Source organism: Haloechinothrix alba, assembly GCF_900188115.1.
Lineage (GTDB): Bacteria > Actinomycetota > Actinomycetes > Mycobacteriales > Pseudonocardiaceae > Haloechinothrix > Haloechinothrix alba.
Window position 1 is genome coordinate 133081 of the sequence record NZ_FZNW01000003.1, and the last position, 26070, is coordinate 159150.

Annotated in this window: 23 protein-coding genes; 21 read left to right on the forward strand and 2 right to left on the reverse strand. The window is 69.8% G+C overall.

What is annotated here, in order from left to right:
- Positions 1 to 35 precede the first annotated feature (35 nt).
- Complete coding sequence (locus CHB84_RS03350) at positions 36 to 1133, forward strand: D-alanine--D-alanine ligase family protein (RefSeq protein ID WP_089299983.1); 1098 nt, start codon at positions 36 to 38, stop codon at positions 1131 to 1133.
- 79 nt (positions 1134 to 1212) lie between these two features.
- Here the strand turns inward: CHB84_RS03350 and CHB84_RS03355 are convergent, their stop codons facing one another.
- Positions 1213 to 1785 (reverse strand): DUF3515 domain-containing protein, encoded by a 573-nt coding sequence (locus tag CHB84_RS03355; RefSeq protein ID WP_089299984.1) that lies wholly within the window; start codon positions 1783 to 1785, stop codon positions 1213 to 1215.
- A 19-nt stretch (positions 1786 to 1804) separates the two neighbouring features.
- Positions 1805 to 2038 (reverse strand): Lrp/AsnC family transcriptional regulator, encoded by a 234-nt coding sequence (locus tag CHB84_RS03360; protein WP_089300106.1) that lies wholly within the window; start codon positions 2036 to 2038, stop codon positions 1805 to 1807.
- Between the two features lie 492 nt (positions 2039 to 2530).
- Here CHB84_RS03360 and CHB84_RS03365 point away from each other — a divergent pair, with 492 nt between their 5' ends.
- The 20 genes from CHB84_RS03365 to CHB84_RS03460 all read left to right on the forward strand — a co-directional run bounded on the left by CHB84_RS03365 (position 2531) and on the right by CHB84_RS03460 (position 26030).
- The gene (locus CHB84_RS03365) at positions 2531 to 3520 is read left to right on the forward strand and encodes a thiamine-phosphate kinase (RefSeq protein ID WP_089299985.1); all 990 of its coding nucleotides are present in this window, start codon (positions 2531 to 2533) and stop codon (positions 3518 to 3520) included.
- Between the two features lie 9 nt (positions 3521 to 3529).
- A complete protein-coding gene (locus tag CHB84_RS03370; RefSeq protein WP_089299986.1) occupies positions 3530 to 4036 on the forward strand; it encodes a GNAT family N-acetyltransferase in 507 nt (168 codons plus the stop codon).
- A gap of 138 nt (positions 4037 to 4174) precedes the next feature.
- Positions 4175 to 5701: a UDP-N-acetylmuramoyl-L-alanyl-D-glutamate--2,6-diaminopimelate ligase gene (locus tag CHB84_RS03375; protein ID WP_089299987.1), complete on the forward strand. Its 1527-nt coding sequence runs from the start codon at positions 4175 to 4177 to the stop codon at positions 5699 to 5701.
- A complete protein-coding gene (locus tag CHB84_RS03380; protein ID WP_089299988.1) occupies positions 5698 to 7212 on the forward strand; it encodes a UDP-N-acetylmuramoyl-tripeptide--D-alanyl-D-alanine ligase in 1515 nt (504 codons plus the stop codon). Before CHB84_RS03375 ends, CHB84_RS03380 begins: the two co-directional genes overlap by 4 nt.
- Complete coding sequence (mraY, locus tag CHB84_RS03385; protein ID WP_089299989.1) at positions 7209 to 8294, forward strand: phospho-N-acetylmuramoyl-pentapeptide-transferase; 1086 nt, start codon at positions 7209 to 7211, stop codon at positions 8292 to 8294. Before CHB84_RS03380 ends, mraY begins: the two co-directional genes overlap by 4 nt.
- A 4-nt stretch (positions 8295 to 8298) precedes the next feature.
- A complete protein-coding gene (gene murD / locus CHB84_RS03390) occupies positions 8299 to 9726 on the forward strand; it encodes a UDP-N-acetylmuramoyl-L-alanine--D-glutamate ligase (protein ID WP_089300107.1) in 1428 nt (475 codons plus the stop codon).
- Between the two features lie 41 nt (positions 9727 to 9767).
- Entirely contained in the window at positions 9768 to 11186 is a 1419-nt protein-coding gene (gene ftsW, locus CHB84_RS03395) for a putative lipid II flippase FtsW (RefSeq protein WP_245818524.1), read from the forward strand.
- Positions 11187 to 11267: 81 nt separating this feature from the next.
- Positions 11268 to 12353 (forward strand): undecaprenyldiphospho-muramoylpentapeptide beta-N-acetylglucosaminyltransferase, encoded by a 1086-nt coding sequence (murG, locus tag CHB84_RS03400; protein ID WP_245818525.1) that lies wholly within the window; start codon positions 11268 to 11270, stop codon positions 12351 to 12353.
- 28 nt (positions 12354 to 12381) lie between these two features.
- Positions 12382 to 13833 carry a UDP-N-acetylmuramate--L-alanine ligase gene (gene murC, locus CHB84_RS03405; RefSeq protein ID WP_089299992.1) on the forward strand — a complete coding sequence of 484 codons (1452 nt, stop codon included), beginning with the start codon at positions 12382 to 12384 and terminating at the stop codon, positions 13831 to 13833.
- 3 nt (positions 13834 to 13836) lie between these two features.
- Complete coding sequence (locus CHB84_RS03410; protein WP_089299993.1) at positions 13837 to 14562, forward strand: cell division protein FtsQ/DivIB; 726 nt, start codon at positions 13837 to 13839, stop codon at positions 14560 to 14562.
- Positions 14563 to 14842: 280 nt separating this feature from the next.
- Positions 14843 to 16162, forward strand: coding sequence for a cell division protein FtsZ (ftsZ, locus tag CHB84_RS03415; RefSeq protein ID WP_089299994.1), 1320 nt, complete (start codon positions 14843 to 14845; stop codon positions 16160 to 16162).
- 312 nt (positions 16163 to 16474) lie between these two features.
- Positions 16475 to 17182: a peptidoglycan editing factor PgeF gene (gene pgeF, locus CHB84_RS03420; protein WP_089299995.1), complete on the forward strand. Its 708-nt coding sequence runs from the start codon at positions 16475 to 16477 to the stop codon at positions 17180 to 17182.
- On the forward strand, positions 17179 to 17922 hold the full coding sequence (locus CHB84_RS03425; protein WP_089299996.1) for a YggS family pyridoxal phosphate-dependent enzyme: 744 nt from the start codon (positions 17179 to 17181) through the stop codon (positions 17920 to 17922). The genes pgeF and CHB84_RS03425 overlap by 4 nt, the downstream gene beginning before the upstream one ends.
- Before the next feature lie 35 nt (positions 17923 to 17957).
- Entirely contained in the window at positions 17958 to 18590 is a 633-nt protein-coding gene (locus tag CHB84_RS03430) for a cell division protein SepF (RefSeq protein WP_089300108.1), read from the forward strand.
- 20 nt (positions 18591 to 18610) lie between these two features.
- The gene (locus CHB84_RS03435; RefSeq protein WP_089299997.1) at positions 18611 to 18901 is read left to right on the forward strand and encodes a YggT family protein; all 291 of its coding nucleotides are present in this window, start codon (positions 18611 to 18613) and stop codon (positions 18899 to 18901) included.
- Between the two features lie 44 nt (positions 18902 to 18945).
- Entirely contained in the window at positions 18946 to 19860 is a 915-nt protein-coding gene (wag31, locus tag CHB84_RS03440; RefSeq protein WP_089299998.1) for a DivIVA-like cell division protein Wag31, read from the forward strand.
- 54 nt (positions 19861 to 19914) lie between these two features.
- Positions 19915 to 20430 carry a hypothetical protein gene (locus tag CHB84_RS03445; protein WP_089299999.1) on the forward strand — a complete coding sequence of 172 codons (516 nt, stop codon included), beginning with the start codon at positions 19915 to 19917 and terminating at the stop codon, positions 20428 to 20430.
- A gap of 476 nt (positions 20431 to 20906) precedes the next feature.
- Positions 20907 to 24062, forward strand: coding sequence for an isoleucine--tRNA ligase (gene ileS / locus CHB84_RS03450; RefSeq protein WP_089300000.1), 3156 nt, complete (start codon positions 20907 to 20909; stop codon positions 24060 to 24062).
- Between the two features lie 55 nt (positions 24063 to 24117).
- On the forward strand, positions 24118 to 24399 hold the full coding sequence (locus tag CHB84_RS03455) for a DUF167 domain-containing protein (protein ID WP_089300109.1): 282 nt from the start codon (positions 24118 to 24120) through the stop codon (positions 24397 to 24399).
- A gap of 146 nt (positions 24400 to 24545) precedes the next feature.
- Complete coding sequence (locus CHB84_RS03460) at positions 24546 to 26030, forward strand: potassium/proton antiporter (RefSeq protein ID WP_089300001.1); 1485 nt, start codon at positions 24546 to 24548, stop codon at positions 26028 to 26030.
- Positions 26031 to 26070 lie beyond the last annotated feature (40 nt).

The following is a 26070-nucleotide window of genomic DNA, read 5'->3' on the forward strand; positions in this document are numbered from 1 at the left end:
GAGCATCGCCACGGGTGGGCGTAAGGTCGCCCACTATGAACGAGCGCAGGACGCGGGTGGCGGTGATCTTCGGCGGGCGCAGTACCGAGCACACGATCTCGTGTGTCTCTGCGGGTAGCGTGCTGGCGAACCTGGACCGCGAGCGATTCGACGTCGTACCGATCGGTATCACGCCGGAAGGGGGATGGGTGCTCGGCACCGACGACCCGGCGGCGTTGCAGATCTCGAACAAGCAGTTGCCCAGCGTGGACGGCGGAACCGAGCTGATCCTGCGTGGCGATCCGACACGCAGGGACCTGGTGAGCCTGCCTCCTGGCGGTGAGGTCGATGTGCTGTCCTCGGTGGACGCGGTGTTCCCGCTGCTGCACGGTGCCTTCGGCGAGGACGGCACGGTTCAGGGGTTGCTGGAGCTGGCCGACCTGCCCTACGTGGGGGCGGGTGTGTTCGCCAGCGCGGCCGCTATGGACAAGGTGTTCGCGAAGAAGCTCCTCGTGGCCGAGGGTCTGCCGATCGTGGACTACGCCGAGGTGTCACGCGGTCGGTCCACTCTGGACAGACACGAATGCGAGCGCCTAGGTCTCCCCGCGTTCGTCAAGCCTGCCCGTGCCGGCTCGTCCATCGGCATCAGCAAGGTGTCCGGCTGGGAGGAGCTGCCTGCGGCCGTGGAGCTCGCGAGGCAGACGGACCCGAAGGTGCTCGTCGAGTCCGGAGTGTCCGGCAGGGAGATCGAGTGCGGCGTACTGGAGTTCCCGGACGGGCGGGTGGAGGCGTCGTTGCCTGCGGAGATCCGGGTTCTCGGCGACGACGATGCCGCGTGGTACGACTTCGAGACCAAGTACCTCGACGACGGTGCCGAGCTGGACATCCCCGCCAAGCTCGCCGACGACGTCACCGAGCGCCTACGAGCGGTAGCGGTACGCGCCTTCCGGGCGCTCGACTGCCAGGGCTTGGCGCGTGTGGACTTCTTCGTCGAGGCGAACGGCGAGCTGCGTATCAACGAGATCAACACGATGCCCGGATTCACTACCACCTCGGCGTACCCGAAGATGTGGTCGGTGACCGGGTTGGACTACCCGACCCTGCTGTCGACCCTGATCGAGACCGCGCTCGCTCGCGGAACCGGGCTGCGCTGACGGTCGCGCGAGGGCGAGCCGAGGCGCTCCTCGGGTGCGTGGTGTGTATCGAAGGAGTCCTTCGGCTCGCCCCGCGCTGTCACTCCACCTCGACGGGGCGGGCGTCGAGCGTCCCGTCGATCGTCTCGGACATCACCTGGAGAGGTCCCGTGCCCGCGCTGTCGGGAACGGTTAGTGCGATGTAGACGCCGCGGTCGACCGCGTACCAGGTGTGCGAGCCCGCACCTTCCACCGGGAGCCATTCCACCCCGTTGACCGCGCGTAACGGCGAGTCAGGCGCGAGCTCTCCCGGCTGCTCGACCCCGCACCGCAGCACGATCGGATCGTCGAGGCCCCAGGCCGTCGTAGCGGGCGGCGCCGGCTCGGCGAGCTCCCGGCGGTCGGCGGTATCGTCGCCGTCTCCGTCGATCGGGAGCCGGTCGGGTGTGGCATCCAGCACGCTGCCGCACGCCTGCGTGTCGGCATCGGGGGCCGGAACGCCGGGAACGGCGAGTGCGGAGCCGTCCCCGGCGCGCTCGTCCTCGGGTTCCGATCCGTAGACCAGCCCGATCACTGCCGCCGCGGCGGCAAGCGTCAGGGCGAGGGCGGCTGCCACGACGAGCAGGGCGCGCGGCGGCGTGCTGTCCTCGGAACGGTCCGTGTCGTCTGGCACGGAACCACTACATCACGACCTACAGGTGCACGACCGGGCAGGTCAGGGTACGGGTGATGCCACCGACGTTCTGGATGCGCGCCACCACCAGCTGGCCCATCTCGTCGACCGACTCGGCCTCGGCACGCACGATGACGTCATACGGCCCCGTGACATCTTCCGAGCTGATGACACCGGGGATCGTGGCTACCTCCGCGGCGACTGATGCTGCTTTACCGACCTCGGTCTGGATGAGGATGTATGCGTTGACCACGGCGCGTCCCTTCGTCGGATCGGGTTGGTTCACGGTAGGAACGACCCCGGAGGGTTATTCACCATCCAACAGACGCGGGCCGCCCGCAAGTGCGGCTCGCCGCTGCTGGCTACGGGTACACCGAGGACGTTACTCATATGCTGGGCTACACATCGTGCGCAGGTCACCTGGTAGCGCTGCGCGCCCGCGGTCGGCGGCCGCCTGCTGCCCGTCGCGGCCCCCTGTCCACCACCGTGTGAACAGCCCTTCGCGGCCGCCTGCTCGGCGTGCGACGGGTGGGCGATCCGACGGCAGGGCAACGTCGCGGCCCGGCGCCGTCGTGGCCGGAGCCACCGCAGTCCCCGCCCGGCGGCACGGGACCGGGAGGGGAGACGGCGCGTCGGACCGTGCGGGCCGGGCGGGGAGACTGGGGTAGTGCGACCGTGGTCATCGCGGGAGCGTCCGTCGCCGGTGACGGAGCACGGGGAGTCGAAACGGACAGGTGGGTGAGCTGTGCAGAAGCCGAGCAAGGACACAGGATCCGGAGATCGCACCGTGGCGAGTCTCGGGGAGTTCGGCACGATCGATGCGGTCACCAGCGGACGGAGCCAGCCGGAGTCGACCGTGGTCGGGCCGGGTGACGACGCGGCGGTCGTCACCGCGCCGGACGGCAGGGTGGTAGCGACCACGGACGTGATGGTGCAGGGAGTGCACTTCCGGCTCGACTGGTCGCAGCCGGAACACGTCGGGAGGAAGTCGGTCGCCGTCAACCTCGCCGATGTCGTCGCGATGGGTGCGCGCCCGTCGTCGGTGCTCGTGGGGTTGGCCTGTCCCGGCACGACCGATATCAGCACGGTTACCGAGCTCGCCGACGGGATGTGGGCCGAGGCGGCACGCGCCGGTATCGGCCTCGCAGGTGGCGACATGGTGTCCGCGGACCAGGTCGTGATCAGCGTGACAGCACTGGGTGACCTGCAGGGCCGCGCACCGGTGCTGCGCTCGGGCGCTCGCGAGGGCGACGTCCTGGCGATGTGCGGCAGGCTCGGCTGGGCCGCGGGCGGGCTGGCCGTGCTCGGTCGCGGCTTCCGTTCCCCTGTCGGTGTGGTCAACGCGCACCGGTACCCCGAGCCTCCCTACACCGAGGGGGCCGCCGCCGCAGAGGCAGGCGCCACCTCGATGATCGACGTCTCGGACGGGCTGCTCGCGGACGTCGAGCATCTCGCGACGTCCTCCGGCGTCGGGTTCGACATCCTCACGCAGAACCTGCGCGTCGACGACAGGCTGGCCGAGGTCGCCTCGGCGCTCGGCGCCGACCCGTTGCACTGGGTCCTGACCGGTGGCGAGGATCACGCGCTCGTCGCGACGTTCCCCGGGGAGGGCAGCGTGCCGCAGGGCTGGACGCGCATCGGGTCGGTCGTGCCGGCCGGATCCGGCTCGACCCCGGTGACCGTAGACGGCAGTCCCTACACCGGTGGTGACGGCGGCTGGCAGCACTGGCGCTAATCTCAGCCCATGCAGCTGCGCCTGGAGCCCCGGAGCCTCACGCACCCGGACGCCGAGAAGCTGATCTCGGAGATCCAGCAGGAGTACCTCGCCCGGTACGGGCAGGCCGATCACACGCCGGTGAGCGCTGAGCAGTTCAGTCCGCCGCGCGGCCGGTTCCTCGTGGGATATCTCGGCAACGACCCGGTGGCGTGCGGCGGGTGGCGCTCCGGCGAGGAGCTCGGAGGCGAGCTGCGCGACACGGACGCGGAGATGAAGCGGCTCTACGTGGCCGCGGGCGCGCGGGGACGGGGTTTCGCGCGGACGATCGTGCGGGTCCTGGAACGCACCGCGCGTGAGGCAGGCAAGCACAGGATGGTGCTCGAGACAGGGACCGAACAGCCGGAGGCGGTGGAGCTGTACACCTCGGTCGGCTACGCCGGTATCCCCACGTACGGGGTGCACAAGTGGGATCCGGCCAGCGTCTGCCTCGCGAAGCCGCTGCTGGATACCGCACGCGATACCGACACGCGATAACCATCCCGGGCTGCAGGGCGCGGACGACGCGCCGGTAACCTTCGGCTCGTGTCCGTCGACGAAGCTGGTGCGCCGAGACGAGGTCGGGGCGACGAACCGGGAAACGCGAGCGGGGACGGTCCAGGCCGCTCGGGACCGGTGCCTGTCCGCCCGAGCCACACCGAACCCGTGCCGCTGACGACGCTTGTCGCGCGGGCCGATGGGCGGCTGATCCCGGACAGCGGGGGCACGGAGACCGCCGTCACGGGCGCGACGCTGCGTGCCCATCAGGTGCGGCCGGGAGATCTGTACGCTGCGCTGCCCGGCGCCCACGCGCACGGGGCCGACTTCGCGGCGGAGGCGATCGCCGCGGGCGCCGCGGCGATCCTCACCGACCAGGACGGCGCCGACCGGGAAACGGTGCGCGACTGTGACCTTCCTGTCGTGCTGCACGACGACCCGCGCGCCGTGCTCGGTGACATGGCCGCCTGGATCTACGGTGAGCCGTCCCTGCAGCTGTCGGTGCTGGGTATCACGGGTACGTCGGGCAAGACCACGAGCGTGTACCTCGTGGAGTCGGGACTGCGGGCAGCCGGGCTGCGCACGGGCCTGATCGGGACCGTGGAGACCCGGGTCGCCGGCGAGCGCCTCACCAGCGCTTTCACCACGCCCGAGGCGCCGGACCTGCAAGCCCTGTTCGGCGTGATGCTCGAGCACGGGGTCACCCATGTCCCGATGGAGGTCTCCAGCCACGCGCTCTCGCTCGGCCGGGTGAGAGGTACGCGGTTCACGGTGGGTGCGTTCACCAACCTCTCGCAGGACCATCTGGACTTCCACCGGGACATGGAGGAGTACTTCGACGCCAAGGCCATCCTGTTCGACGGCCGTGCGACAACGGAGATCGTCGTCGTCGACAGCGCGTGGGGGCAGGCACTCGTCCGTCCCCATACGATCACCGTCGGGGTCGACCCGGCCACGGGCGCGGCGTGGACCGCGGAGCTGCGGGCCACGAGCAGCACGGGTGCGCAGTCCGTCGTGCTGTACGGACCGGCAGGGCAACGGATCAGCACGACGCTGAACCTGCCCGGCGAGTTCAACGTGACCAACGCGCTGCTCGCGGCCGCCGTGCTGGACTCCGTCGGGGTCGCACAGGAACACATCGCCACCGGGCTCGCCGAGGCACAGGTTCCCGGCCGGATGGAACGGGTGGACGAGGGGCAGGACTTCACGGCGGTCGTCGACTACGCGCACAAGCCGGCAGCCGTGGCGCTGTCCCTCGACGCGTTGCGCGCGCAGACGCCGGGGCGCGTCATCACGGTTCTCGGCTGCGGAGGCGACCGAGACGTCACGAAACGCCCGATGATGGGGGAGTCGGCCGTTCGTCGCAGCGACGTCCTGATCGTCACCGACGACAACCCGCGCAGCGAGGACGCAGCGGCGATCCGGTCGGCGATGCTCACCGGCGCACGGATGGTCGGACCGTCACAGGGCGGTGAGGTGGTCGAGATCGGTGACCGCCGCGAGGCGATCGGCCACGCCGTCGCGATCGCCTCGCCGGGAGACGTCGTGTTCGTCGCCGGCAAGGGACACGAGTCGGGGCAGGAGGTCGGCGGCGTCGTGCATCCGTTCTCCGATCGAGAGGAGCTCGCGGCCGCCCTGCGCAGACGAATCGAGGGGCACGAGTGATCACACTGACGCTTGCGGAGATCGCCGAGATCACCGGTGGCAGGTTGCATCGCAGCGATGGCAGCGAGCCGGTGACCGGGCCGGTCGAGTTCGACTCCAGGAAGATCGCGGCGGGAGGGTTGTTCGTCGCGCTGCCCGGTGAGCGCGTCGACGGGCACACCTTCGCCTCGGCGGCGGTCGCGGCAGGTGCGACCGGGGTGTTGGCCGCGCGCGAGGTGGATGCGCCCGCGGTCGTCGTGCCGCCGGCCCCGGAAGCGGCCGCCGGCAGCAGGTCGGTCGCGCTGGCAGGCGACACGGACGGTTCCGGCGCAGCGGTCCTCACGGCACTCGGCAAGCTCGCCAGGTACGCCGTGCTCCGGCTGTCCGCGGGCACGCTCACCGTCGTCGGAATCACCGGCTCCTCGGGAAAGACATCCACCAAGGACGTCATCGCGCAGCTGCTCGAACCGCTCGGGCCGACCATCGCCCCACCGGGGTCGTTCAACAACGAGCTCGGGCACCCGTGGACGGTGCTGCGGGCCGACGAGGCCACACGGCATCTCGTCCTGGAGCTGTCCGCGCGAGGGGTGGGACATATCGCGGAGCTGGCCGCGCTCGCCCCGCCGCGGATCGGCGTTGTGCTGAACGTCGGCAGTGCCCACGTCGGCGAGTTCGGGTCCCGTGAGGGCATCGCGGCGACCAAGGGCGAGCTCGTGGAGGCCTTGCCCGCCGCAGCCGACGGTGGGGTAGCCGTACTCAACGCCGACGACCCGCTCGTCGCGGCGATGAGCGAACGGACAGCGGCCAGGGTGGTCACGGTGGGCACCTCGGCGGGCGCCGAGATACGTGCCGAGCAGGTCCGGCTCGACGAGCATGCCCGCCCGCGCTTCGACCTCGTCACACCACAGGGCAGGGCGGCAGTCTCCCTGCCCCTGCACGGCGAGCACTACGTCGCCAACGCCCTCGCGGCCGCGGCGACCGCGCTCGAGCTGGGTAGCGACGTCGACGAGGTGGCACAGCGGCTGTCGACCGTGCGGCGACGGTCCGACCGCAGGATGCAGGTCGACACGCGGGCGGACGGCCTCACCGTGATCAACGACTCGTACAACGCCAACCCGGAGTCGGTACGCGCGGCGCTGAAGACACTCGCGTCGATGAGCGCAGCGCGCCGGTCCTCGGGTGGGCGTTCCTGGGCGGTCCTCGGCGCGATGGCCGAGCTCGGCGAGGACAGTGTCGCCGCGCACGACGAGATCGGCAGGCTCGCCGTGCGGTTGAACATCGACAGGCTCGTCGTTGTCGGGGACCAGGCGGCCGCGATGCACCAGGGAGCCTGCCACGAAGGTTCCTGGGGACGGGAGTCGATCCTCGTTCCCGACGCCGACTCCGCGACCGAGCTGCTCCGCGACGAGTTGACAGGAGATGACGTGATCCTTGTAAAGGCCTCCAAGGTAGCCGAGCTGTGGCGCGTCGCCGACGCGCTGCTGAGCTCCCCGCACGAGGTGTCGGTGCCGCGGGACGGTGGTAACGCGTGATCAGCATCCTGATCGCAGCCTCGGTGGGCCTGCTCGTCTCGATCATGTTCACCCCGTACCTGATCAGGGCGTTCTCCAAGCAGGGATTCGGTCAGGAGATCAGGGAGGAAGGCCCGGAAGGCCACCAGTCGAAGCGCGGGACGCCCACGATGGGTGGGGTCTCGATCATCGTGGCGACGGTGGTGGGCTACGGCGTGGCACACCTGCTCCGGTGGGCCGCCTCCGCCGACGGCGGTGGCCCATCAGCCTCTGGCATGCTCGTGCTGCTTCTGGCCAGCGGCCTGGGACTGGTCGGTTTCCTCGACGACTTCATCAAGGTACGCAGGCAGCGCAACCTCGGGCTGAACAAGACGTCGAAGCTGGTCGGCCAGCTGGTTGTGGCGGTGGCCTTCGCGATCCTGGCGATCCAGTTCGCCGACCAGCGCGGGCTGTCCCCCGCGTCGACCAACCTGTCCTACGTGCGTGACCTCGCGGTGATCGCGTTCCCGATCCCGGTGTTCGTCCTCTTCTGCTACCTGCTGATCGCCGCATGGTCGAACGCGGTGAACTTCACGGACGGGCTCGACGGGCTCGCCGGTGGTGCGGCGTCGATGGTGCTCGGTACCTACGTGGTGATCTCGTTCTGGCAGGCACGCCTGGCCTGCGCGGAGACCCCGCAGCCTGCGTGCTACGACGTGCGTGACCCCCTCGACCTCGCCGTGGTCGCTGCCGCGGCGACCGGAGCGTGTATCGGCTTCCTGTGGTGGAACGCCGCACCGGCGAAGATCTTCATGGGCGACACCGGGTCCCTCTCGCTGGGTGGTCTGATCGCCGGCCTGTCGGTGACCACGCGGACCGAGCTGCTCGCGATCGTGATCGGCGGGCTGTTCGTGGTCGAGATGGTGTCGGTTGTCGTGCAGATCGCGGTCTTTCGCAGCACGCGACGGCGGCTGTTCCGGATGGCGCCGTTCCACCACCACTTCGAGCTCGCAGGCTGGGCGGAGACGACCGTGATCATCCGGTTCTGGTTGCTGGCCGCGATCTGCTGCATGTTCGGGCTCGGCCTGTTCTACAGCGAGCAGCTCGCTGCCGTGGGTGGGTGAGCTCGTGGACAGCTGGACGGGTCGTCGGGTCCTGGTGGCCGGGGCGGGAGTGACCGGGCTGTCGGTGGCGCGCGCGCTCGTGGAGTCCGGTGCGCTTGTCACGGTGACCGACGAGAACGAGGAGCGGCTGGCCTCGGTGGCGGGCACCGGTGCCGAGTGCCTCCCGCGACTGGCTTCGCCCGCCGAGGGGACGGACCTCGTGGTGACCAGCCCGGGCTGGCGGCCGTCGAGCCCGTTGCTGCGGGCGGCTCGCGATGCCGGGATCGACGTGATAGGCGACGTCGAGCTGGCCTGGCGCCTCGGGCGCACGGCCGAGCAGCCCCCGACATGGCTGGTCGTGACCGGGACCAACGGCAAGTCCACAACGGTGAGCATGCTCGCCGAGATGCTTCGCGCTGCGGGGCTGCAAGCCGTGGCCTGCGGCAATGTCGGTTTCGCTGTCACAGACGCCGTGCGGGCGGGCTACCCGGTCCTTGCCGTCGAGCTGTCCAGCTTCCAGCTGCATTGGAGTCGAAGCCTCGCACCGTACGCCTCCGTCGTGCTCAACGTGGCCGAGGACCATCTCGACTGGCACGGGTCCTTCGACGACTACGCAGCGGCGAAGGGGCGGATTCACGAGCGGACCACGATCGCCGTCCACAACGCCGATGACCCGGTCTCCCGGAGGCTGGCCGGGGAGTACGCACCCGCGGGCGCCGGTCGGGTCGGGTTCACCGGAGCCGTGCCGCGGGCGGGAGAGCTCGGGGTCGACGAGGAGATGCTCGTCGACCGCGCGTTCGACGACACAGGGCTCGCTCACCCGGTGCCCGGGAGTGGCTCCGGGGGAGGTGCCCCTGCCGGGGGTGAGCTGTGCGCGGTGTCCGAGGTGATGCCGCCGGGGCCGCACAACGTACTCAACGCGCTCGCCGCGGCGGCACTGGCACGCTCGTACGGCGTCGGCCGCGGGGCGGTCCGCGCGGGGCTGCTGGCCTTCCAGCCAGGTGATCACCGGTCCGTGCAGGTCGCGGAGATCGGCGGGGTGCGCTTCGTCAACGACTCCAAGGCGACGAACCCGCACGCGGCCGCCGGGTCGTTGCCTGCCTACGAGCATGTCGTGTGGATCGCGGGCGGGCAGCTCAAGGGGGCCTCTGTGGCCACGGTCGATGCCCTTGTCGCCTCGAACGCCCACCGGCTGCGTGGCGCGGTCCTGATCGGGGCGGACGCCGAGGTCATCGCCGAAGCACTCGCGCGACACGCGCCGGATGTTCCCGTGAATCGCTGCCGTTCGGGTGACGATGGAACCATGAACGCGGCAGTGCGTGCGGCAAGCTCGATGGCTCGGCCAGGTGACGTCGTGCTGCTGGCTCCCGCCGCCGCATCACTGGACATGTTCCACAGCTACGCACACCGCGGTGAGGCGTTCGCTGAGGCGGTACGTGCGCTGGGCGGGTAAGGCCAGTGGCCGCGGAGAGACGAAACGCGCAGGGGAAGACGGTGCGGAACCGGAGGTCCCGCGGGCCGGTCGCGACGCGACTGGTGGCCGTGCGCACCGTGCTGACGGCATGGTTGTCCCGGCCGCTTGCGTCGTTCCACCTGGTGCTAGCGCTCAGTGGGCTGCTCACCGTGATCGGCATCGTGATGGTGCTGTCCGCCTCCTCACCGACATCGGGGGCAGGCGGCCACGTCTACGAGCTGTTCGGCAGGCACGTGATGTACGTGGGCGTTGGCGCGGTCGTGTTCTGGGTCGGCCTGCGGGTACGGCTACGCCTGATCCGGCAGATGGCTCCTGTCCTGCTGCTGCTCAGCGTCGGCATGCTCGCGCTCGTGCTGAGCCCGATGGGCACGGTCGCGTTCGGCGCACAGCGCTCGTTCGCGTTCGGCCCGGTGTCCGTGCAGCCGGTGGAGATCGCCAAGCTGGCTCTGGCGTTGTGGGGTGCGCACATCCTGGTCAGCAAGTCCACCCTGCTGCACCAGTGGCGGCATCTGCTCGTCCCCCTCGTGCCGGTGGCACTGGTGATGTTCGCTCTGGTGATCGCCCAACCCGACCTGGGAAGCACGGTCAGCCTCGGTGTCGTCCTGCTGGCGTTGCTCTGGTTCGCGGGCGCGCCGAAGCGGCTGTTCGCGATCGTGGCAGGCGCGGCTGTGCTCGGCGTGGCCGTACTCGCAGTGGTGGCGCCGTACCGGCTCGCCAGGGTGATGAGCTTCCTGAACCCGGACGCGGACCCGCAGGGTACCGGGTGGCAGGCGACGCAGGCGATGTTCGCGCTGGCGGACGGCGGACTGTTCGGCGCGGGGCTCGGGCAGGGTGCCTCGAAGTGGCAGTACCTGCCGAACGTGCATCACGACTTCATCTTCGCGCTCATCGGTGAGGAGCTCGGGCTCATCGGTGCCGCTGTGGTCATCGGGTTGTACGCTGCGGTGGCGATCGTCGGCCTGCGGGTGGCGGCACGCAACCTCGACCCGTGGATCCGTATCGTCGCGGGAACCCTGACGGTCTGGATCGTCGGGCAGGCCGGGATCAACATCGGCTACGTCGTGGGGCTGCTGCCCATCACGGGAATCCCGCTACCGATGATCTCCTACGGCGGTACCTCCCTCGTCGCCACGATGTTCGTGTTCGGTGTGCTCGCCAACTGTGCCCGCCACGAACCCGAGGCAGTGGCCGCGCTGCGCAACCAGGGACCGGGCAAGTTCGGTAGGCTGCTGCGGCTGCCCGCTCCCGAGCCGTACCGCCCGCAGTCGCGACGGAAGGCGACGAGCCGCGCGGGTGGCCAGCGGGGCGGTCAGCGGGGTGGGGGCCCGGCGAAGAAGGCTCCCACCACTGCGCAGCGGCGCCGTGGCCCCGGGAGCCATACGGGCAGGCAGGCCAGGAGCGCGCCGTACTCGCGGTCGGGCAGGCGGGGACGCCCCTGACGGAGGCGGGTGTGCCGGGTGGAACGCGCGGGCCCGGGGCATGATGGCACGGCAACGACGACGAGGACGTGGAGGACGGACGTGACGGCGCCCACAGTGGTTGTAGCCGGCGGCGGAACAGCTGGTCATATCGAGCCCGCGCTCGCGCTGGCCGACGCGGTACGGCGGCTGCGCCCCGAGGCGAGGGTGGTCGCCCTGGGGACCGAGCGCGGGTTGGAGACCACCCTGGTACCCGACCGCGGCTACCCCCTCGAGCTGATCCCCCCGGTGCCGATGCCCCGCAAACTCGGTGCGGAGCTGCTGCGCATGCCTGCGAAGGTGCGCCGGTCGGTGCGTGCGACCCGGGAGGTGCTCAACAGGGTGGGCGCCGACGTGGTCGTCGGTTTCGGTGGCTACGTGGCGCTGCCGGCCTACCTCGCCGCGCGGGGACGGGTCCCCATCGTGGTGCACGAGGCGAACCAGCGGCCCGGCCTGGCCAATCGTGTCGGAGCGCGCCTTGCCGAACGGGTCGCGGTTGCCGTGCCGGGTACGCCGCTGCGGGGCGCCGAGCTTGTCGGGATGCCGCTGCGGGAGTCCATCACGGGGCTGGACCGGGTGGGCCTGCGGGCGCAGGCACGGGAGCACTTCGGGCTCGACCAGGACGCTCCCACCCTGCTCGTCGTCGGCGGCTCGCAGGGCGCTCGCTCCCTGAACGAGGCAGTCTCCGGTGCGGCAACCGCGCTCGGCGAGGCCGGTATCGGCGTGCTGCACGCGCACGGCCCGAAGAACACGTTGACCGTTTCCGCGGCCCCGGGTGCGCCCGCGTACGTCACGGTGCCCTACCTCGAACGCATGGACCTGGCCTACGCGGCGGCCGATGCGGTGCTGTGCCGTTCCGGGGCGATGACGGTGGCCGAGGTCTCTGCCGTCGGGCTTCCGGCGATCTTCGTTCCGCTGCCGCACGGGAATCGTGAGCAGGAGGTCAACGCGCGACCCGCGGTGCGCGCAGGCGCGGCGATCACCGTTGACGACGCCGAGCTCGGTCCGGACTGGGTGGCCGAGCACGTGGTGCCGATGGTGGCCGATGCGGGCCGATTGGGGACAATGAGTGATGCGGCGGCGGGTCTCGGCCACCGCAGCGCCGACCGGGCGCTGGCAACAATGGTTCTGGAGGCCTGCTGTGCCTGACTCGAGTCGCGATGTGAGGAGTTCCACGATGCCAGTCCCCGAGCGCCTGCGGCGTGCACACCTGATCGGCATCGGTGGGGCGGGAATGAGCGGTATCGCCCGCATCCTGCTGGCACGGGGCGGTACCGTCAGCGGTTCGGACGCGAAGGACTCCCGAGCCTTCATGACCCTGCGCGCGCAGGGTGCGGCGATCGCGATCGGTCAGGACGCGCGGAACCTCGACGGCTCCGGCGACGAGCCGACCGCCGTGATCGTCTCCACAGCCATCAAGGAGAGCAACCCGGAGCTGGCCGCGGCCCGCGCTCGTGGCATCCCGGTGCTGCACCGGGCCGACGCGCTCGCGCTGCTGATGGACGGTCACACCGTCGCGTGCATCACCGGAACGCACGGCAAGACGTCCACGACGTCGATGCTGACCGTGGCGTTGCAGCACTGCCGCCTCGATCCGTCCTTCGCGATCGGCGCCGACCTCAACGAGTCGGGAGCCAACGCGCATCACGGCAGCGGCGGGATGTTCGTCGCCGAGGCCGACGAGAGCGACGGCTCCTTCCTGTCGTACGCGCCGTCCGTCGCGGTGATCACCAACATCGAGCCCGATCACCTGGACCACCACGGAACGTCGGAGGCGTACGGGGCGACCTTCGACGGGTTCGTCAGCCGTATCCGCGCCGACGGCGTGCTCGTGGTGTGCTCGGACGACCCGGCTGCCGAGCGACTGGCAGGCGAGGCCGAGTCGCGGGGCCTGCTCGCCGACGGGGTACGGGTGCGGCGGTACGGCCGGACAGCCACGGGTTTCACCGACGCCCGCGTGCTGGACTACACGGCAGGCGGTGACGAAGGGGGGACCGTGCGCCTGGAGATGCGTGGCGAGGAGATCGACCTCATCGTCCCCGTGGCCGGCGAGCACATGGCGTTCAACGCCGTCGCCGCGTTGCTCGCGGGGGAGGAGCTCGGTGCCCCGCAGCACGAGCTTCTGGAGGGTTTGGCCGCGTTCTCGGGCGTGAGCAGGCGTTTCGAGTTCAAGGGCCGCGCGGGGGCGGTCCGGGTCTACGACGACTACGCGCACCACCCGACGGAGGTGGCGGCCCAGCTGCGCGCTGCCCGGCACGCTGCCGACCGCGGGCGCGTGCTTGTCGTGTTCCAGCCGCACCTGTACTCACGCACCGCGGCGTTCGCCGAGGAGTTCGCCGCCGCGCTCGGCCTCGCCGACGAGGTGGTGACACTCGACGTCTACGGGGCACGGGAGGAACCGGTGCCCGGTGTGACCGGCGCGCTGATCTCGGAGCGGATCACCGGTGCCGTGGCGCACTACGAGCCGGCGTTCGACCGGGCCGCCGAGCTGGCGGCCGGGCTGGCGCGACCGGGCGACCTGCTGATCACCATGGGCGCCGGGGACGTCACCCAGCTCGGCCCGGAGATCATCAGGCAGTTGGACGACCGCGATACGGCCCCGGCGGTCGCACACGCCCGCGAGGAGTAACCGGTGGCGAGCACGCGCCGACGTGGGGCCGCTACACGTAAGGCTCGGGCGCGCCCGTCGCGGGGCCGGATCTTCCTGCGCCGGGCTGTGGCCGTGCTGTGCGTGCTCGCGGTCGGCGGCCTCGGCTACGTATTGCTGTTCACCTCGCTGCTCGGAGTCCGTGACGTCGAGGTGACGGGGCTCGACCGGGTCGACGAGGAGGCGGTCGTCGAGCTCGCGGCGATCCCGGATCAGCGTCCTATGCTGCGCGTGGACACCGACGAGGTGGCCGAGCGCGTCGTCGAGCTGGACGAGCTCGAACTCGCCGAGGTGTCGCGCTCCTGGCCGGCCACCATCTCGATCGAGGTCGTCGAACGGGAGCCGGTGGCGTTCTTCTCCGCGTTCGACGGCACCCGCCTGGTCGACAAGCACGGCGTGCCGTTCCACGAGGTCGACTCGGCCCCGTCCGGGCTTCCCGAGCTGGACCTGGATTCGGTGTCCTCGGAGGACGACACGACGCGTGCTGTGATGGACGTGCTGACGGGGTTGCCGAAGGAGCTCCGCGAGTCGGTCGAGGTGATCGGCGCGGACTCTCCCGGCAGCATCGAGTTCGGGCTCGCCGGTGGGGATACGGTGCGCTGGGGTGACAGGGAGCAGATGGAGCGCAAGGTCAAGGTTCTCGACGCCATTCTTGCCCGGCCCGGCGAGGTCTACGACGTCTCGAGCCCCGAGCTGCCCACTGTCTCGTAGGCACCGGACGGCGGCGAGCCGCGAGGGCAGGCGCGGGGCGACACGGGGTGGTGGTCGAGTGAGTGTCGTCATAGCAACAACTTTCAGGCGCGACACCCGGCGTGGCTGCTGGATTCACCGGAAATCGATGCTTACCGTCCAGAACCAGCGTCAGAAGTTGACATAATTCTGAACCTCATGTTGAGGTCGAGGGTTTTCCCGGGCGTCACAGCTCCGGGGTGGTCGACTTCGGACGTCGAAGCAGCGGAGACCTCAAGCCACGATCAGGAAGGCGGACCCGATGACGCCCCCGCACAACTACCTCGCGGTGATCAAAGTCGTCGGTATCGGCGGCGGTGGTGTGAATGCTGTGAACCGCATGATCGAGGTCGGCCTCAAGGGGGTCGAGTTCATCGCGGTGAACACCGACGCCCAAGCATTGCTGATGTCGGACGCCGACGTGAAGCTGGACATCGGCAGGGAGCTCACGCGCGGTCTCGGCGCCGGTGCCGCCCCGGACGTCGGTCAGCGTGCCGCCGAGGACCATCGTGACGAGATCGAGGAGGTCCTCAAGGGCGCGGACATGGTGTTCGTGACCGCGGGCGAAGGCGGCGGTACCGGCACCGGGGGAGCGCCGGTCGTCGCTCAGGTGGCGCGCAAGCTCGGCGCACTGACCATCGGCGTGGTGACGCGCCCGTTCTCCTTCGAGGGCAAACGGCGCGGCTCGCAGGCCGAGGACGGGATCCAGGAGCTGCGCAACGAGTGCGACACGCTGATCGTGATACCGAACGACCGGCTGCTGCAGCTCGGCGACATCGGCGTCTCGCTGATGGATGCCTTCCGCTCGGCCGATGAGGTCCTGCTGTCGGGTGTGCAGGGCATCACCGACCTGATCACCACGCCGGGCCTGATCAACCTCGACTTCGCAGACGTGAAGAGCGTGATGTCGGGCGCGGGCAGCGCGCTGATGGGGATCGGTTCCGCGCGCGGCGAGGGCAGGGCCGTGCAGGCCGCGGAGAAGGCGATCAACTCCCCGCTGCTCGAGGCGTCGATGGACGGGGCGCACGGGGCACTGCTGTCCATCGCGGGCGGCTCGGACCTGGGGCTGTTCGAGATCAACGAGGCCGCGTCGCTGGTGCAGGAGTCCGCGCACCCGGAAGCGAACATCATCTTCGGCACGATCATCGACGACTCGCTCGGTGACGAGGTCCGTGTCACGGTGATAGCCGCAGGTTTCGACGCAGGCGCACCGACGCACAAGAAGTTGGATCCACCGGCAGTGGCCTCCTCCACGTCGACGTCCACGGCATCGGCGGAGTCCGGCACGGTCGGCGGCGGCGCGGAACGTTCCTCCGGGTCCCGCCAGGCCGAGCAGGGTAGGCCCGCCGCGCGGCAGGAGCCCGCTGCGGGCGGCGGTGCGGGTGCCGCGAGCTCGACCGGATCCACCGGATCCACCGGATCCACGGGGGCTGCTGCGCAAGGCAGTGGCTTGCCCCAGCACGGGGCAGGCGGTGCGGTGAGTAACGGTGGTTCGCGGGGGAGCCTGCCCAACAGGGCTGTTCCGGTTACCGATGACTCCGAGGACGACGACGTGGACGTCCCGCCCTTCATGCGGCGTTAGGATCAGCCGGCCCCCGGTTCCGCAGCGGCGGCCGGTGGCACATCCGGCAGTCGCCTCGAGTAGCACGCTCGCCGCGAGCCGTGCGTCCTGTTCGCGCGTCCCCTTGCTGCGTGCCCTGTCCACCGGCTCTGTCCACCGGCTCTGTCCACCGGCCCTGTCCACCGGCCCTGTCCACCGGGTCGGTGCGCGCAGCCGATTAAGGTGTGAGGCAGCGGCGAAGGGCTCCAGACAGCGAGCTCCAGAAGCAAGCTCCAGACAGCGAGCTTCAGACAGCGAGCCGCACGAGTGAGGAACGCGACCGGGAGGCAGGGCGTGCGGATACGTCGAGTGGTCACGACGCGCGCGGGTGGGTACTCGAGCCCACCGTACGACTCGTTCAACCTCGGCGACGAGGTCGGCGACGACCCGGACGCGGTGACTGCCAACCGCAAGCGCCTGGCGACCGAGCTCGGTCTCGCCGAGGACCGCGTCACGTGGATGGAGCAGGTGCACGGCCGGACGGTCCGCATCGTCGACGGCCCCCTCGACGGCCCCGCGGAGGCGACGGATGTGCTGGTGACGGCCGAACGGGACCTCGCGGTCGTGGCGCTGGTCGCCGACTGCGTACCGGTCCTGCTCGCCGACCCCGAAGCGGGCGTGGCCGCATCGGCGCACGCCGGTCGTGTCGGCGCGCGTGTCGGTGTGGTGCCGGCGGCGCTGGAGGCGATGTACTCGCTCGGAGCGCAGGCATCCCGCGTCGAGGTACTGCTCGGGCCTGCGATCTGCGGGCAGTGCTACGAGGTTCCACGCGAGATGGCAGCCGATGTCGAGCGGCACCTTCCGGGTAGCGCGTGTCGCACCGCGAAGGGGACGGCCGGTATCGACCTGCGGTCCGGGCTCTGGAACCAGCTCGCGGCGGCCGGTATCGGCAGTGTCGGGGTCGACCCTCGCTGTACCGCGGAGGATGACTCGCTGTTCAGCTACCGCAGGCAGGGCACGACCGGCCGGATCGCCGCGGTGACGTGGGTCGATTCCGCGTGACCGGCACAGCGGGCGAGCGGAAGGCGCAGCTGCGCGCGGCGCTGGAATCGGTGCGCGCGCGGGTCGACAGGGCGTGCCTGGCGGCGGGCAGGGACCCCGGTGAGGTCCGGTTGCTGGCTGTCACCAAGACGTTCCCGGCATCCGATGTCGCGCTGCTGTCCGACCTGGGTCTGCGTGACTTCGCGGAGAACAAGGACCAGGAGGCCGGTGCCAAGGCCGCCGAGCTCGCTTCGCTGCGACCGGACGCGGACGTGCGGTGGCACATGGTCGGCCGGCTGCAGCGCAACAAGGCGCGCACGGTCGTACGGTGGGCCGACGAGGTGCAGTCCGTCGATTCGGTGAGGTTGGCTACCGCACTCGATCGGGCAGTCGCCACCGCTAGGGAGCGCGGGTCACGTACGCGACCGCTGGACGTGCTGGTGCAGGTGAGCCTGGATGATGCGCCGCATCGCGGTGGTTGCCCAGAGGAAGAACTACCGGAACTAGTGAGTAAAATCACTCAACTGAATGAATTGCGTGTTCGCGGAGTGATGACTGTTGCCCCGTATGGGGTGGATCACAGTGCCACTTTTGCGCGATTCGCAAGAATTTACCGCCGACTTCGTGAGGATTATCCCAATCTCGACGAGGTCTCGGCCGGGATGAGCGGAGATCTCGAGGCGGCCGTGGCACACGGCTCCACGTGTGTGCGTGTCGGAACAGCGTTGCTCGGGGGTCGAGAGCTAGCCTCGCGTGAGTGACGGTGGGGCGCTACCCCGAAATCGCGGAGGAGAGCATGAGCACGCTGCAGAGGCTGAAAGCCTACTTCGGGATGATCCCAGCCGACGATGAGGGGTACGACGACTACCCAGCTCACCAGGGCTACCGGTACGACTACCGGGAGGACTACCGGGACGAAGAAGGATACATGGCGGAGGAGCCGCCACACCGGGGGCGCGGCGGCTACCGCATGCGCGCCGACCCGCTCGACGAACCGAACGTGCCTGTCCGTGGCCGAGGCCGCGGGTCAGGCGGCGAGCCGGCGGTGGCCGGGGCGTTGGCGATGGACCGGCAGCCGGAGCAGGTCACCAGGCTGCGTTCGGTGCCGGAGTACAGTGCCCAGCCGGCCGCCCCACCCGCCCGCGACCCGCTGAGCAGGATCGTGACCCTGCATCCGAGTGGCTACAGTGAGGCGCGTGAGATCGGCGAGCACTTCCGGGACGGTAGCCCGGTGATCATGAATCTCACCGAGATGGAGAACGCGGACGCCAAGCGGCTTGTGGACTTCGCCGCTGGTCTCGCCTTCGCTCTCCAAGGCTCGATCGACAAGGTCACGAACAAGGTCTTCCTGCTCTCGCCCCCCGACATCGATGTCTCGGCAGAGGATCGTCGGCGGATTGCCGAGGGCGGGTTGTTCCTCCGTCGCTGAGAAGTGGCAGAGTTAGGCGCGTGGAACTGGTCTTTCAAGTCGTCTACTATGTGCTGTTCGTCTACTGGCTCATCCTCCTGGCGCGAGTGGTGGCCGAGCTCGTACGGGCGTTCGCCCGTGAGTGGCGTCCAGCGGGAGGGGTTGCGGTAACGCTCGAGACCATCTACACAGTTACCGACCCACCTGTCCGAGCGCTCCGTCGGATCATTCCGACTGTGCGGATCGGCAACGTGGGGCTGGACTTATCGATTATGGTGCTGTTGTTGGTTGTGTTCATACTGATGCAACTGGCGTCATCCGGTGCCCAGTGAAGGGACCGGGTATCGTGCAGGCCTGGAGTGCGTGAGGTGATCAGATGTCCTTGACCCCCGCTGACGTGCACAATGTCGCGTTCAGCAAGCCACCGATTGGCAAACGGGGCTACAACGAGGACGAGGTGGACGCCTTCCTCGACCTGGTGGAGACCGAACTTGCCCGCTTGATCGAGGAAAACAACGAGCTGCGTCAACAGGTCGAACAGCTCGATGCCGAGCTGCAGTCGGCACGCAGTGAGGTTCAGCAGGGCGCGAACTCGGGCGCTCCGGCTGCACAGCCGGCTCGTCAAGAGCCTGCGCAGCACGAACCTGCGCGTCAGGAGGAGCCCGCGCGGCGCCTCACCTCGGTCCCGGCCCCTTCGGCGTTGGAGCAGACCCAGGAGCACGCCGGGCTGGGCGGTGACGGTGGCGAACCGAACGTGCAGGCGGCGAAGGTGCTCGGGCTCGCCCAGGAGATGGCCGACCGGTTGACGGTCGAGGCCAAGGCCGAGTCCGATGGCATGCTCGCCGAGGCGCGCACCAAGTCGGAGCAGTTGCTCTCCGAGGCTCGCTCGAAGGCCGACTCGATGGTCAACGAGGCCCGGACCCGGGCGGAGACGATGCTCAACGACGCACGTACCCGAGCGGAGACGATCGAGCGGCAGTCCAGGGACAAGGCCGCGACCATGGAGCGCGAGGCGCAGCGCAAGTACACCGAGTCGATGAACGCGCTGACAGCGGAGAAGGATGCCCTGAGCAAGAAGATCGACGAGCTGCGCACGATCGAGCGTGAGTACCGTACGAGGCTTCGGGGCTTCTTGGAGTCCCAGCTGCGCGAGCTGGACGACCGTGGTTCGGCCGCGCCGTCCTCGGCACCGTCGTCCGGCGGGTCGACGGGTGAGTCCAACTCGTCGTCCGCGGGCGGTGGTGCGAGCAACCAGGGGTTCTCGTTCGGCCCGCGCGCCGAGGCAGGCTAGCGGGAACCGGGCGAAGCCGTGCCGGAAACCTCCTCACGTCCGAGCTGAGTCGTCGTGCTCTACATCGTTCTCGTCCTGGTACTCGGTGCTCTTGGCCTGCTGGTAGCCGCACTGGTCACGGGCTCGTCCCTGTGGGCATGGATCTCGATCGGCTGTTCGGCCGTGGCTGCACTGCTGCTGGTCGTGGACTGGCTGCGCAGGCGTGGCAAGCAGGCGCCCGCCGGCGAGACCGCCGAGGTCACGGCAGCTGCCGGGCAGGGTGCGGATGCGGAACGTCCCGCCACCGAGGGGGAGAACGCCGCGGCCGGCAGCGACGGGGACGAGCCCGGCCGTGACCCCGATGAGGAGGAGACGGACGCGGCGGACCTGCTGATCGTCGCAGAGCTGCAGGACGAGGTGCTGGTCGTCGACGAGCATCCCCGTTACCACCTCGAGGTGTGCTCGTGGTTGGCCGATCGCGACACGATGCCGATCTCCGTGGCCGAGGCGCGGGAGCTGGGATTCACGCCGTGCGCGCGGTGTGGTCCGGACGGGCGGCTCGCCGCACAGCACCGGAGCGCGAGCACGTAGGGCGCGCAAGGAGCGTCACCGGCGGTGTCCGGGGCTCGCCCGGGGTCCCCCGCCGGATGCCGGCTGCCGGTCGACCGCCCGGGGTGCGTACGAAGACCTCCCGCGGCACGCGTGGTGTGGGGTCGGCCCGTCCCGAGGGACCCTGGGGGAACGGTGCGCCGTCCCGAGGCGTTAACCTGGAGCCAGCACCAAACCTCGAACGGCGTTGATCCGGCGATCACCGGGGAGCCTCCGGAAGAACGGGCCGGTCGCGTGACCGGCCTTAGTAGAACCGGACGGGGCCGGCCCGTCACAGCCGGACGACGAGTGGCCCGCCGTAGCGGCGGGCAAACGGGGTGGTACCGCGGTACGCCGAATGACCAGTCGCGCGCCGGCGCGCCCGTGAGCGGGCGGGGCGGGCGACGGGTGGGCGTGTCGTCCCCGTGTGGGTCGAACAGACCCGTGCGAGCGACGGAACGACCGCGAGGAGTACCAGGATGGCCTATCCCAAGGCAGCGCATGGAAGCGGCACGGGCGAGGAAGGCGTGCCCGCCCAGCCGTCGTTTCCGGCACTGGAAGGCGAGGTTTTCGAGTACTGGGACGCCGACGGTACGTTCGAGGCCAGTGTTGAGTCCCGTGACCCGGGCGTGAACGGGGCGAACGAGTTCGTTTTCTACGACGGGCCTCCGTTCGCGAACGGGCTGCCGCACTACGGGCACCTGCTGACCGGCTACGTCAAGGACGTGGTGCCGCGGTACAAGACGATGCGTGGCGCACGGGTCGAGCGCCGTTTCGGCTGGGACTGCCACGGCCTGCCTGCCGAGGTGGAGGCGGAGAAGCAGCTCGGCATCTCGCACAAGAACGAGATCGAGGCCATGGGGGTGGCCGAGTTCAACGACGCGTGCCGTGCGTCGGTGCTGCGCTACACCGGCGAGTGGCGTGACTACGTGACCCGCCAGGCGCGATGGGTGGACTTCGACAACGACTACAAGACGCTCGATCTGGACTACATGGAAAGCGTCATGTGGGCGTTCAAGACCCTCTGGGACAAGGGTCTGGTCTACGAGGGCTTCCGGGTGCTCTGGTACTGCTGGCGCTGCGAGACGCCGCTGTCCAACACCGAGACGAAGATGGACGACGTCTACCGGAGCCGGCAGGACCCCGCCGTCACCGTCGGGCTACGGCTGCACGCCTCCGGCGACGAGCTGGACGGCGCGTACGCGCTCGTCTGGACGACCACACCGTGGACACTGCCGTCCAACCTGGCCGCCGCCGTGCACCCCGATCTCGACTACGTCGTGGTGGAGGCGACCGGTGAGCGGTACCTGCTGGCCGAGGCGACGCTGGGTGCGTACGCGGCCGAGCTCGGGGAGAGCCCGCGGGTGCTGGCCAGGTACAACGGCAGCGACCTGCTCGGCATCCGCTACACGCCGCCCTTCGACTTCTTCGCGGGCCGCCGCAACGCGCATCAGCTGCTGGCTGCCGACTACGTCACCACCGACAACGGCACAGGCGTCGTGCACATCGCTCCCGCCTACGGTGAGGAGGACAAGGTCGTCACCGACGCCGCAGGGATCGAGCCTGCGACCCCGGTCGACGCGCGCGGGGAGTTCGGCCCGGAGGTCCCCCCGTACGAGGGGCTGAACATCTTCGAGGCGAACAAGCCGATCATCCGTGATCTGAAGGCCTCGGGGCTGCTGCTGCGCCACGACACCTACGAGCACCCGTACCCGCATTGCTGGCGGTGCGACAACCCGCTGATCCAGCGTGCGGTGTCCTCCTGGTTCGTCGCGGTCACCCGGTTCCGCGACCGTATGGTCGAGCTCAACCAGCAGATCAACTGGGTGCCCGAGTCGATCAGGGACGGGCAGTTCGGGCGGTGGCTGGAGAACGCCAGGGACTGGGGCATCTCCCGTAACCGGTTCTGGGGGTCGCCGATCCCGGTCTGGGTCTCCGACGACCCCGCCTACCCCCGCGTCGACGTCTACGGCTCGCTCGACGAGCTCGAGCGCGACTTCGGGGTGCGGCCCACGGACCTGCACCGCCCCTACATCGACGAGCTGACCAGGCCCAACCCCGACGATCCGACCGGCGCTTCGACGATGCGCCGGGTCCCGGAGGTGCTGGACTGCTGGTTCGAGTCCGGCTCGATGCCGTTCGCCCAGGTGCACTACCCGTTCGAGAACGCGAACTGGTTCGAGCACCACTTCCCCGGAGACTTCATCGTCGAGTACAGCGGGCAGACGCGGGGCTGGTTCTACACCCTGCACGTGCTCGCGACCGCGCTGTTCGACCGCCCGGCGTTTCGTAACTGCGTGGTACACGGCATCGTGCTCGGCGACGACGGGCAGAAGATGTCCAAGTCCAGGAATAACTACCCGGACGTCAACGAGGTCTTCGCGCGGGACGGGGCCGATGCGATGCGCTGGTTCCTGATGGCCAGCCCGATCCTGCGCGGGGGCGACCTGATCGTCACGGAGCGGGGCATCCGCGACGCGGTGCGGCAGGCCGTGCTGCCGCTGTGGAACTCCTGGTACTTCCTGGCGCTGTACGCCAACGCCGAGGGGGTCGAGGGCCGGTTCCGCACCTCCTCCGAGCACGTGCTCGACCGCTACATCCTGGCCAAGGCGCACGAGCTGGCCACGGGTGTTGCCGAGCAGATGGACGAGTACGACCTCGCAGGCGCGTGCTACTCCATCCGCGAGTTCCTCGAGGTGCTGACCAACTGGTACGTGCGCCGTTCCAGGGAGCGCTTCTGGGCAGGCGACCGCGCGGCCATCGACACCCTGCACACCGTGCTCGAGGTCACCTGCAGGGTTGCGGCGCCGCTGCTTCCGCTGACCACAGAGGCCGTCTGGCGTGGCCTGACGGGTGGGCGTTCGGTGCACCTGTGCGACTGGCCGTCCTCCGAAGAGCTGCGCGGTGACCCCGCACTGGTCGGGACGATGGACCGGGTCCGCCAGGTGTGCTCGGCGGCACTCGGCCTGCGCAAGTCCAACAAACTCCGCGTGCGCATGCCGCTGGCCAAGCTTCTCGTCGCCGCCGCAGACGCCGAGCAACTCGCCGGGTTCAGCGACATCATCCGCGACGAGGTCAACGTCAAGGACGTCGAGCTCACCACAGATGTCGCCGCCTACGGCGGGTTCGAGGTGGCGGTCAACGCGCGGGCTGCGGGCCCGCGCCTCGGCAAGGACGTACAGAAGGTGATCAAGGCGGTCAAGTCGGGGGAGTGGCACACCAGCCCCGACGGCCACGTCGTCGCGGCAGGGATCGAGCTGATGGACGGGGAGTACGAGCGGCGGTTCGTGGCGAAGGACCATGCTGCCGCGGCCGAGCTCCCGTCCGGTTCAGGCCTTGTGCTGCTGGACACCGACGTCACACCTGAGCTGGCCGAGGAGGGCGTTGCCAGGGACCTGGTACGGGTGATCCAGCAAGCGCGCAGGGACGCCGGACTCTACGTGGCCGACAGGATCTCGCTGCGGGTGGACGCAGGCGAGGACGTGATCGCGGCCGCACGGAATCATCAGGACTTCATCGCCGGTGAGACGTTGGCCGACGAGGTCGGATTCGCCGGTGTGGACGGCGGTTACGAGGGCACGGTCGGGGACGGTCACGCGGTCCGGGTAGCGGTGTCCAAGCGCTCCGTAGGCTGACGTGCCGCGCAGGCAGCCGGTGCCCGGCCGTTACGATCGCGGGGTGTCCGATACGTTGCGCTTCGCCGTCCGGGTCAGGCCCGGAGCGAAACGCGATCTCGTGGACGGCAGCCGGGAGGGCGCGCTCGGTACCGCGCTCGTGGTGTCCGTGTCCGCCCCCGCGAACGACGGTAAGGCCAACGATGCGGTGCGCAAGACCCTTGCCGAGGCGCTCGGGGTGCGTGCGCGGGAGCTGGTGATCGTACGGGGGCGGCGCAGCAGGGACAAGGTCATCGAGCTGTCGGCGAGCGCCGCCGGCGCGGCTGACGCCGCCGAGCGGCTGACGGCGCTGTACTGAGCACGCGCCGGCGGGGTGCCTGCGTTCGTGACCCGTCACGGTATGCGTCACCCGACGTGTCGAGCCATCGTGCGAGGCGTTCACCTGCCACACCGCGCGGGTACGTCACAATGTGAGTTCGGAGTCTGCGGCGAGGTGGAGGTGTTGTGGAGCAGCTCCCTGTCATTCTCGGCGTTGGTGCTGCCGTGCTGCTCGCCGGTGTCGTCGCGGTCGGGTTCTCCACGCGCCTCGGGCTGCCGACCCTGCTGGTCTACCTCGCGATCGGTGTCCTGCTCGGCGAGGAAGGCCTGGGTATCCAGTTCGACGATGCCGAGCTCACGCAGGCTCTCGGTATCGCAGCGCTGGTACTGATCCTCGCGGAAGGCGGCCTCGGCACGCGCTGGAGCGTCGTCCGGCCCGCCCTCGGACCGGGGATCGCCCTTGCCACGGTCTCGGTCGCGATCAGCATCGCTGTCGTGGGTACGGCGATGTACCTCGTGCTGGACTTCGACTGGCGCACCGCCCTGCTGTGGGGCGCCGTGCTGTCCTCGACGGACGCGGCCGCGGTGTTCAGCGTGCTGCGCGGGAAGGGTATCCGCAAGCGCCTGTCCGGGGCTGTGGAGCTGGAGTCGGGGCTCAACGACGCCCCCGTCTACATCATGGTCATCCTGCTGGCCGGGACCGACCCGATCACGTGGCTGTTACCGCTGGATGTGGTCTACCAGCTCGTGTTCGGCGCGCTGGTGGGGCTCGGGCTCGGCTGGCTGGGCGCCCAGGCCCTGCGCAGGGCCGCGCTGCCCGCGACGGGCCTCTACCCGCTGGCCACCGTCGCGGTGTGCGTGTTCGCGTTCGCCGCCGGTCAGCTCGCCGAGGCCTCCGGGTTGATGGCGACGTACATCGCAGGCGTGGTGCTGGGCAACTCACGCCTGCCGCACCGTTCGGACACGCTGTCGTTCGCCGAGGGGATCGGCTGGCTGGCCCAGATCGGTCTGTTCGTGTTGCTGGGGCTGTTCGCCGCTCCCGCGCGGCTGCTGGATTTGCATACCGTGTTGGCGGGACTGTTCGCCGGGGCCGTCCTCCTGTTCGTCGCGCGGCCACTGTCCGTGGTCCCGTCGCTGGCGCCGTTCAAGATCCCGTGGCGGGAGCAGATATTCATCTCCTGGGCGGGCCTGCGCGGGGCCGTCCCGATCGTGCTCGCCTCCATCCCGCTGGCACAGGGCAGGCCAGGAGCCGACCTGTTGCTGGATATCGTGTTCGTCCTGGTCGTCGTCTTCACCCTGCTGCAGGGGCTGACGATGACGCCGCTGGCGAAGGCACTGGGTATCGCACGTGCGGCCGAGCCACGTGAGGTGCAGGTGGACGCGGCGCCGCTGGATCATCTCGACGCGAACCTCCTGCAGGTGCGTATCCAGCCGGGCTCGAAGCTGCACGGTGTCTACATCGCCGAGCTGCGACTGCCGAAGGGTGCGACGGTGAGCCTGGTGGTGCGCAACGACACCGGGTTCACCCCGAACGAGTCGACCCGGCTCGCGGAGAACGACGACCTGTTGATCGTCACGACGGAGTCGGTCCGCGCGGCGGTGGAACGCCGGATCAGGGCCGTGGACCGGGCCGGACGGTTGGCTCGCTGGAAGGGCGAGACCGGCCGGTGACGCCTCGTGCATGGGCTGGGCGCACGGGCAGGACGAGGCG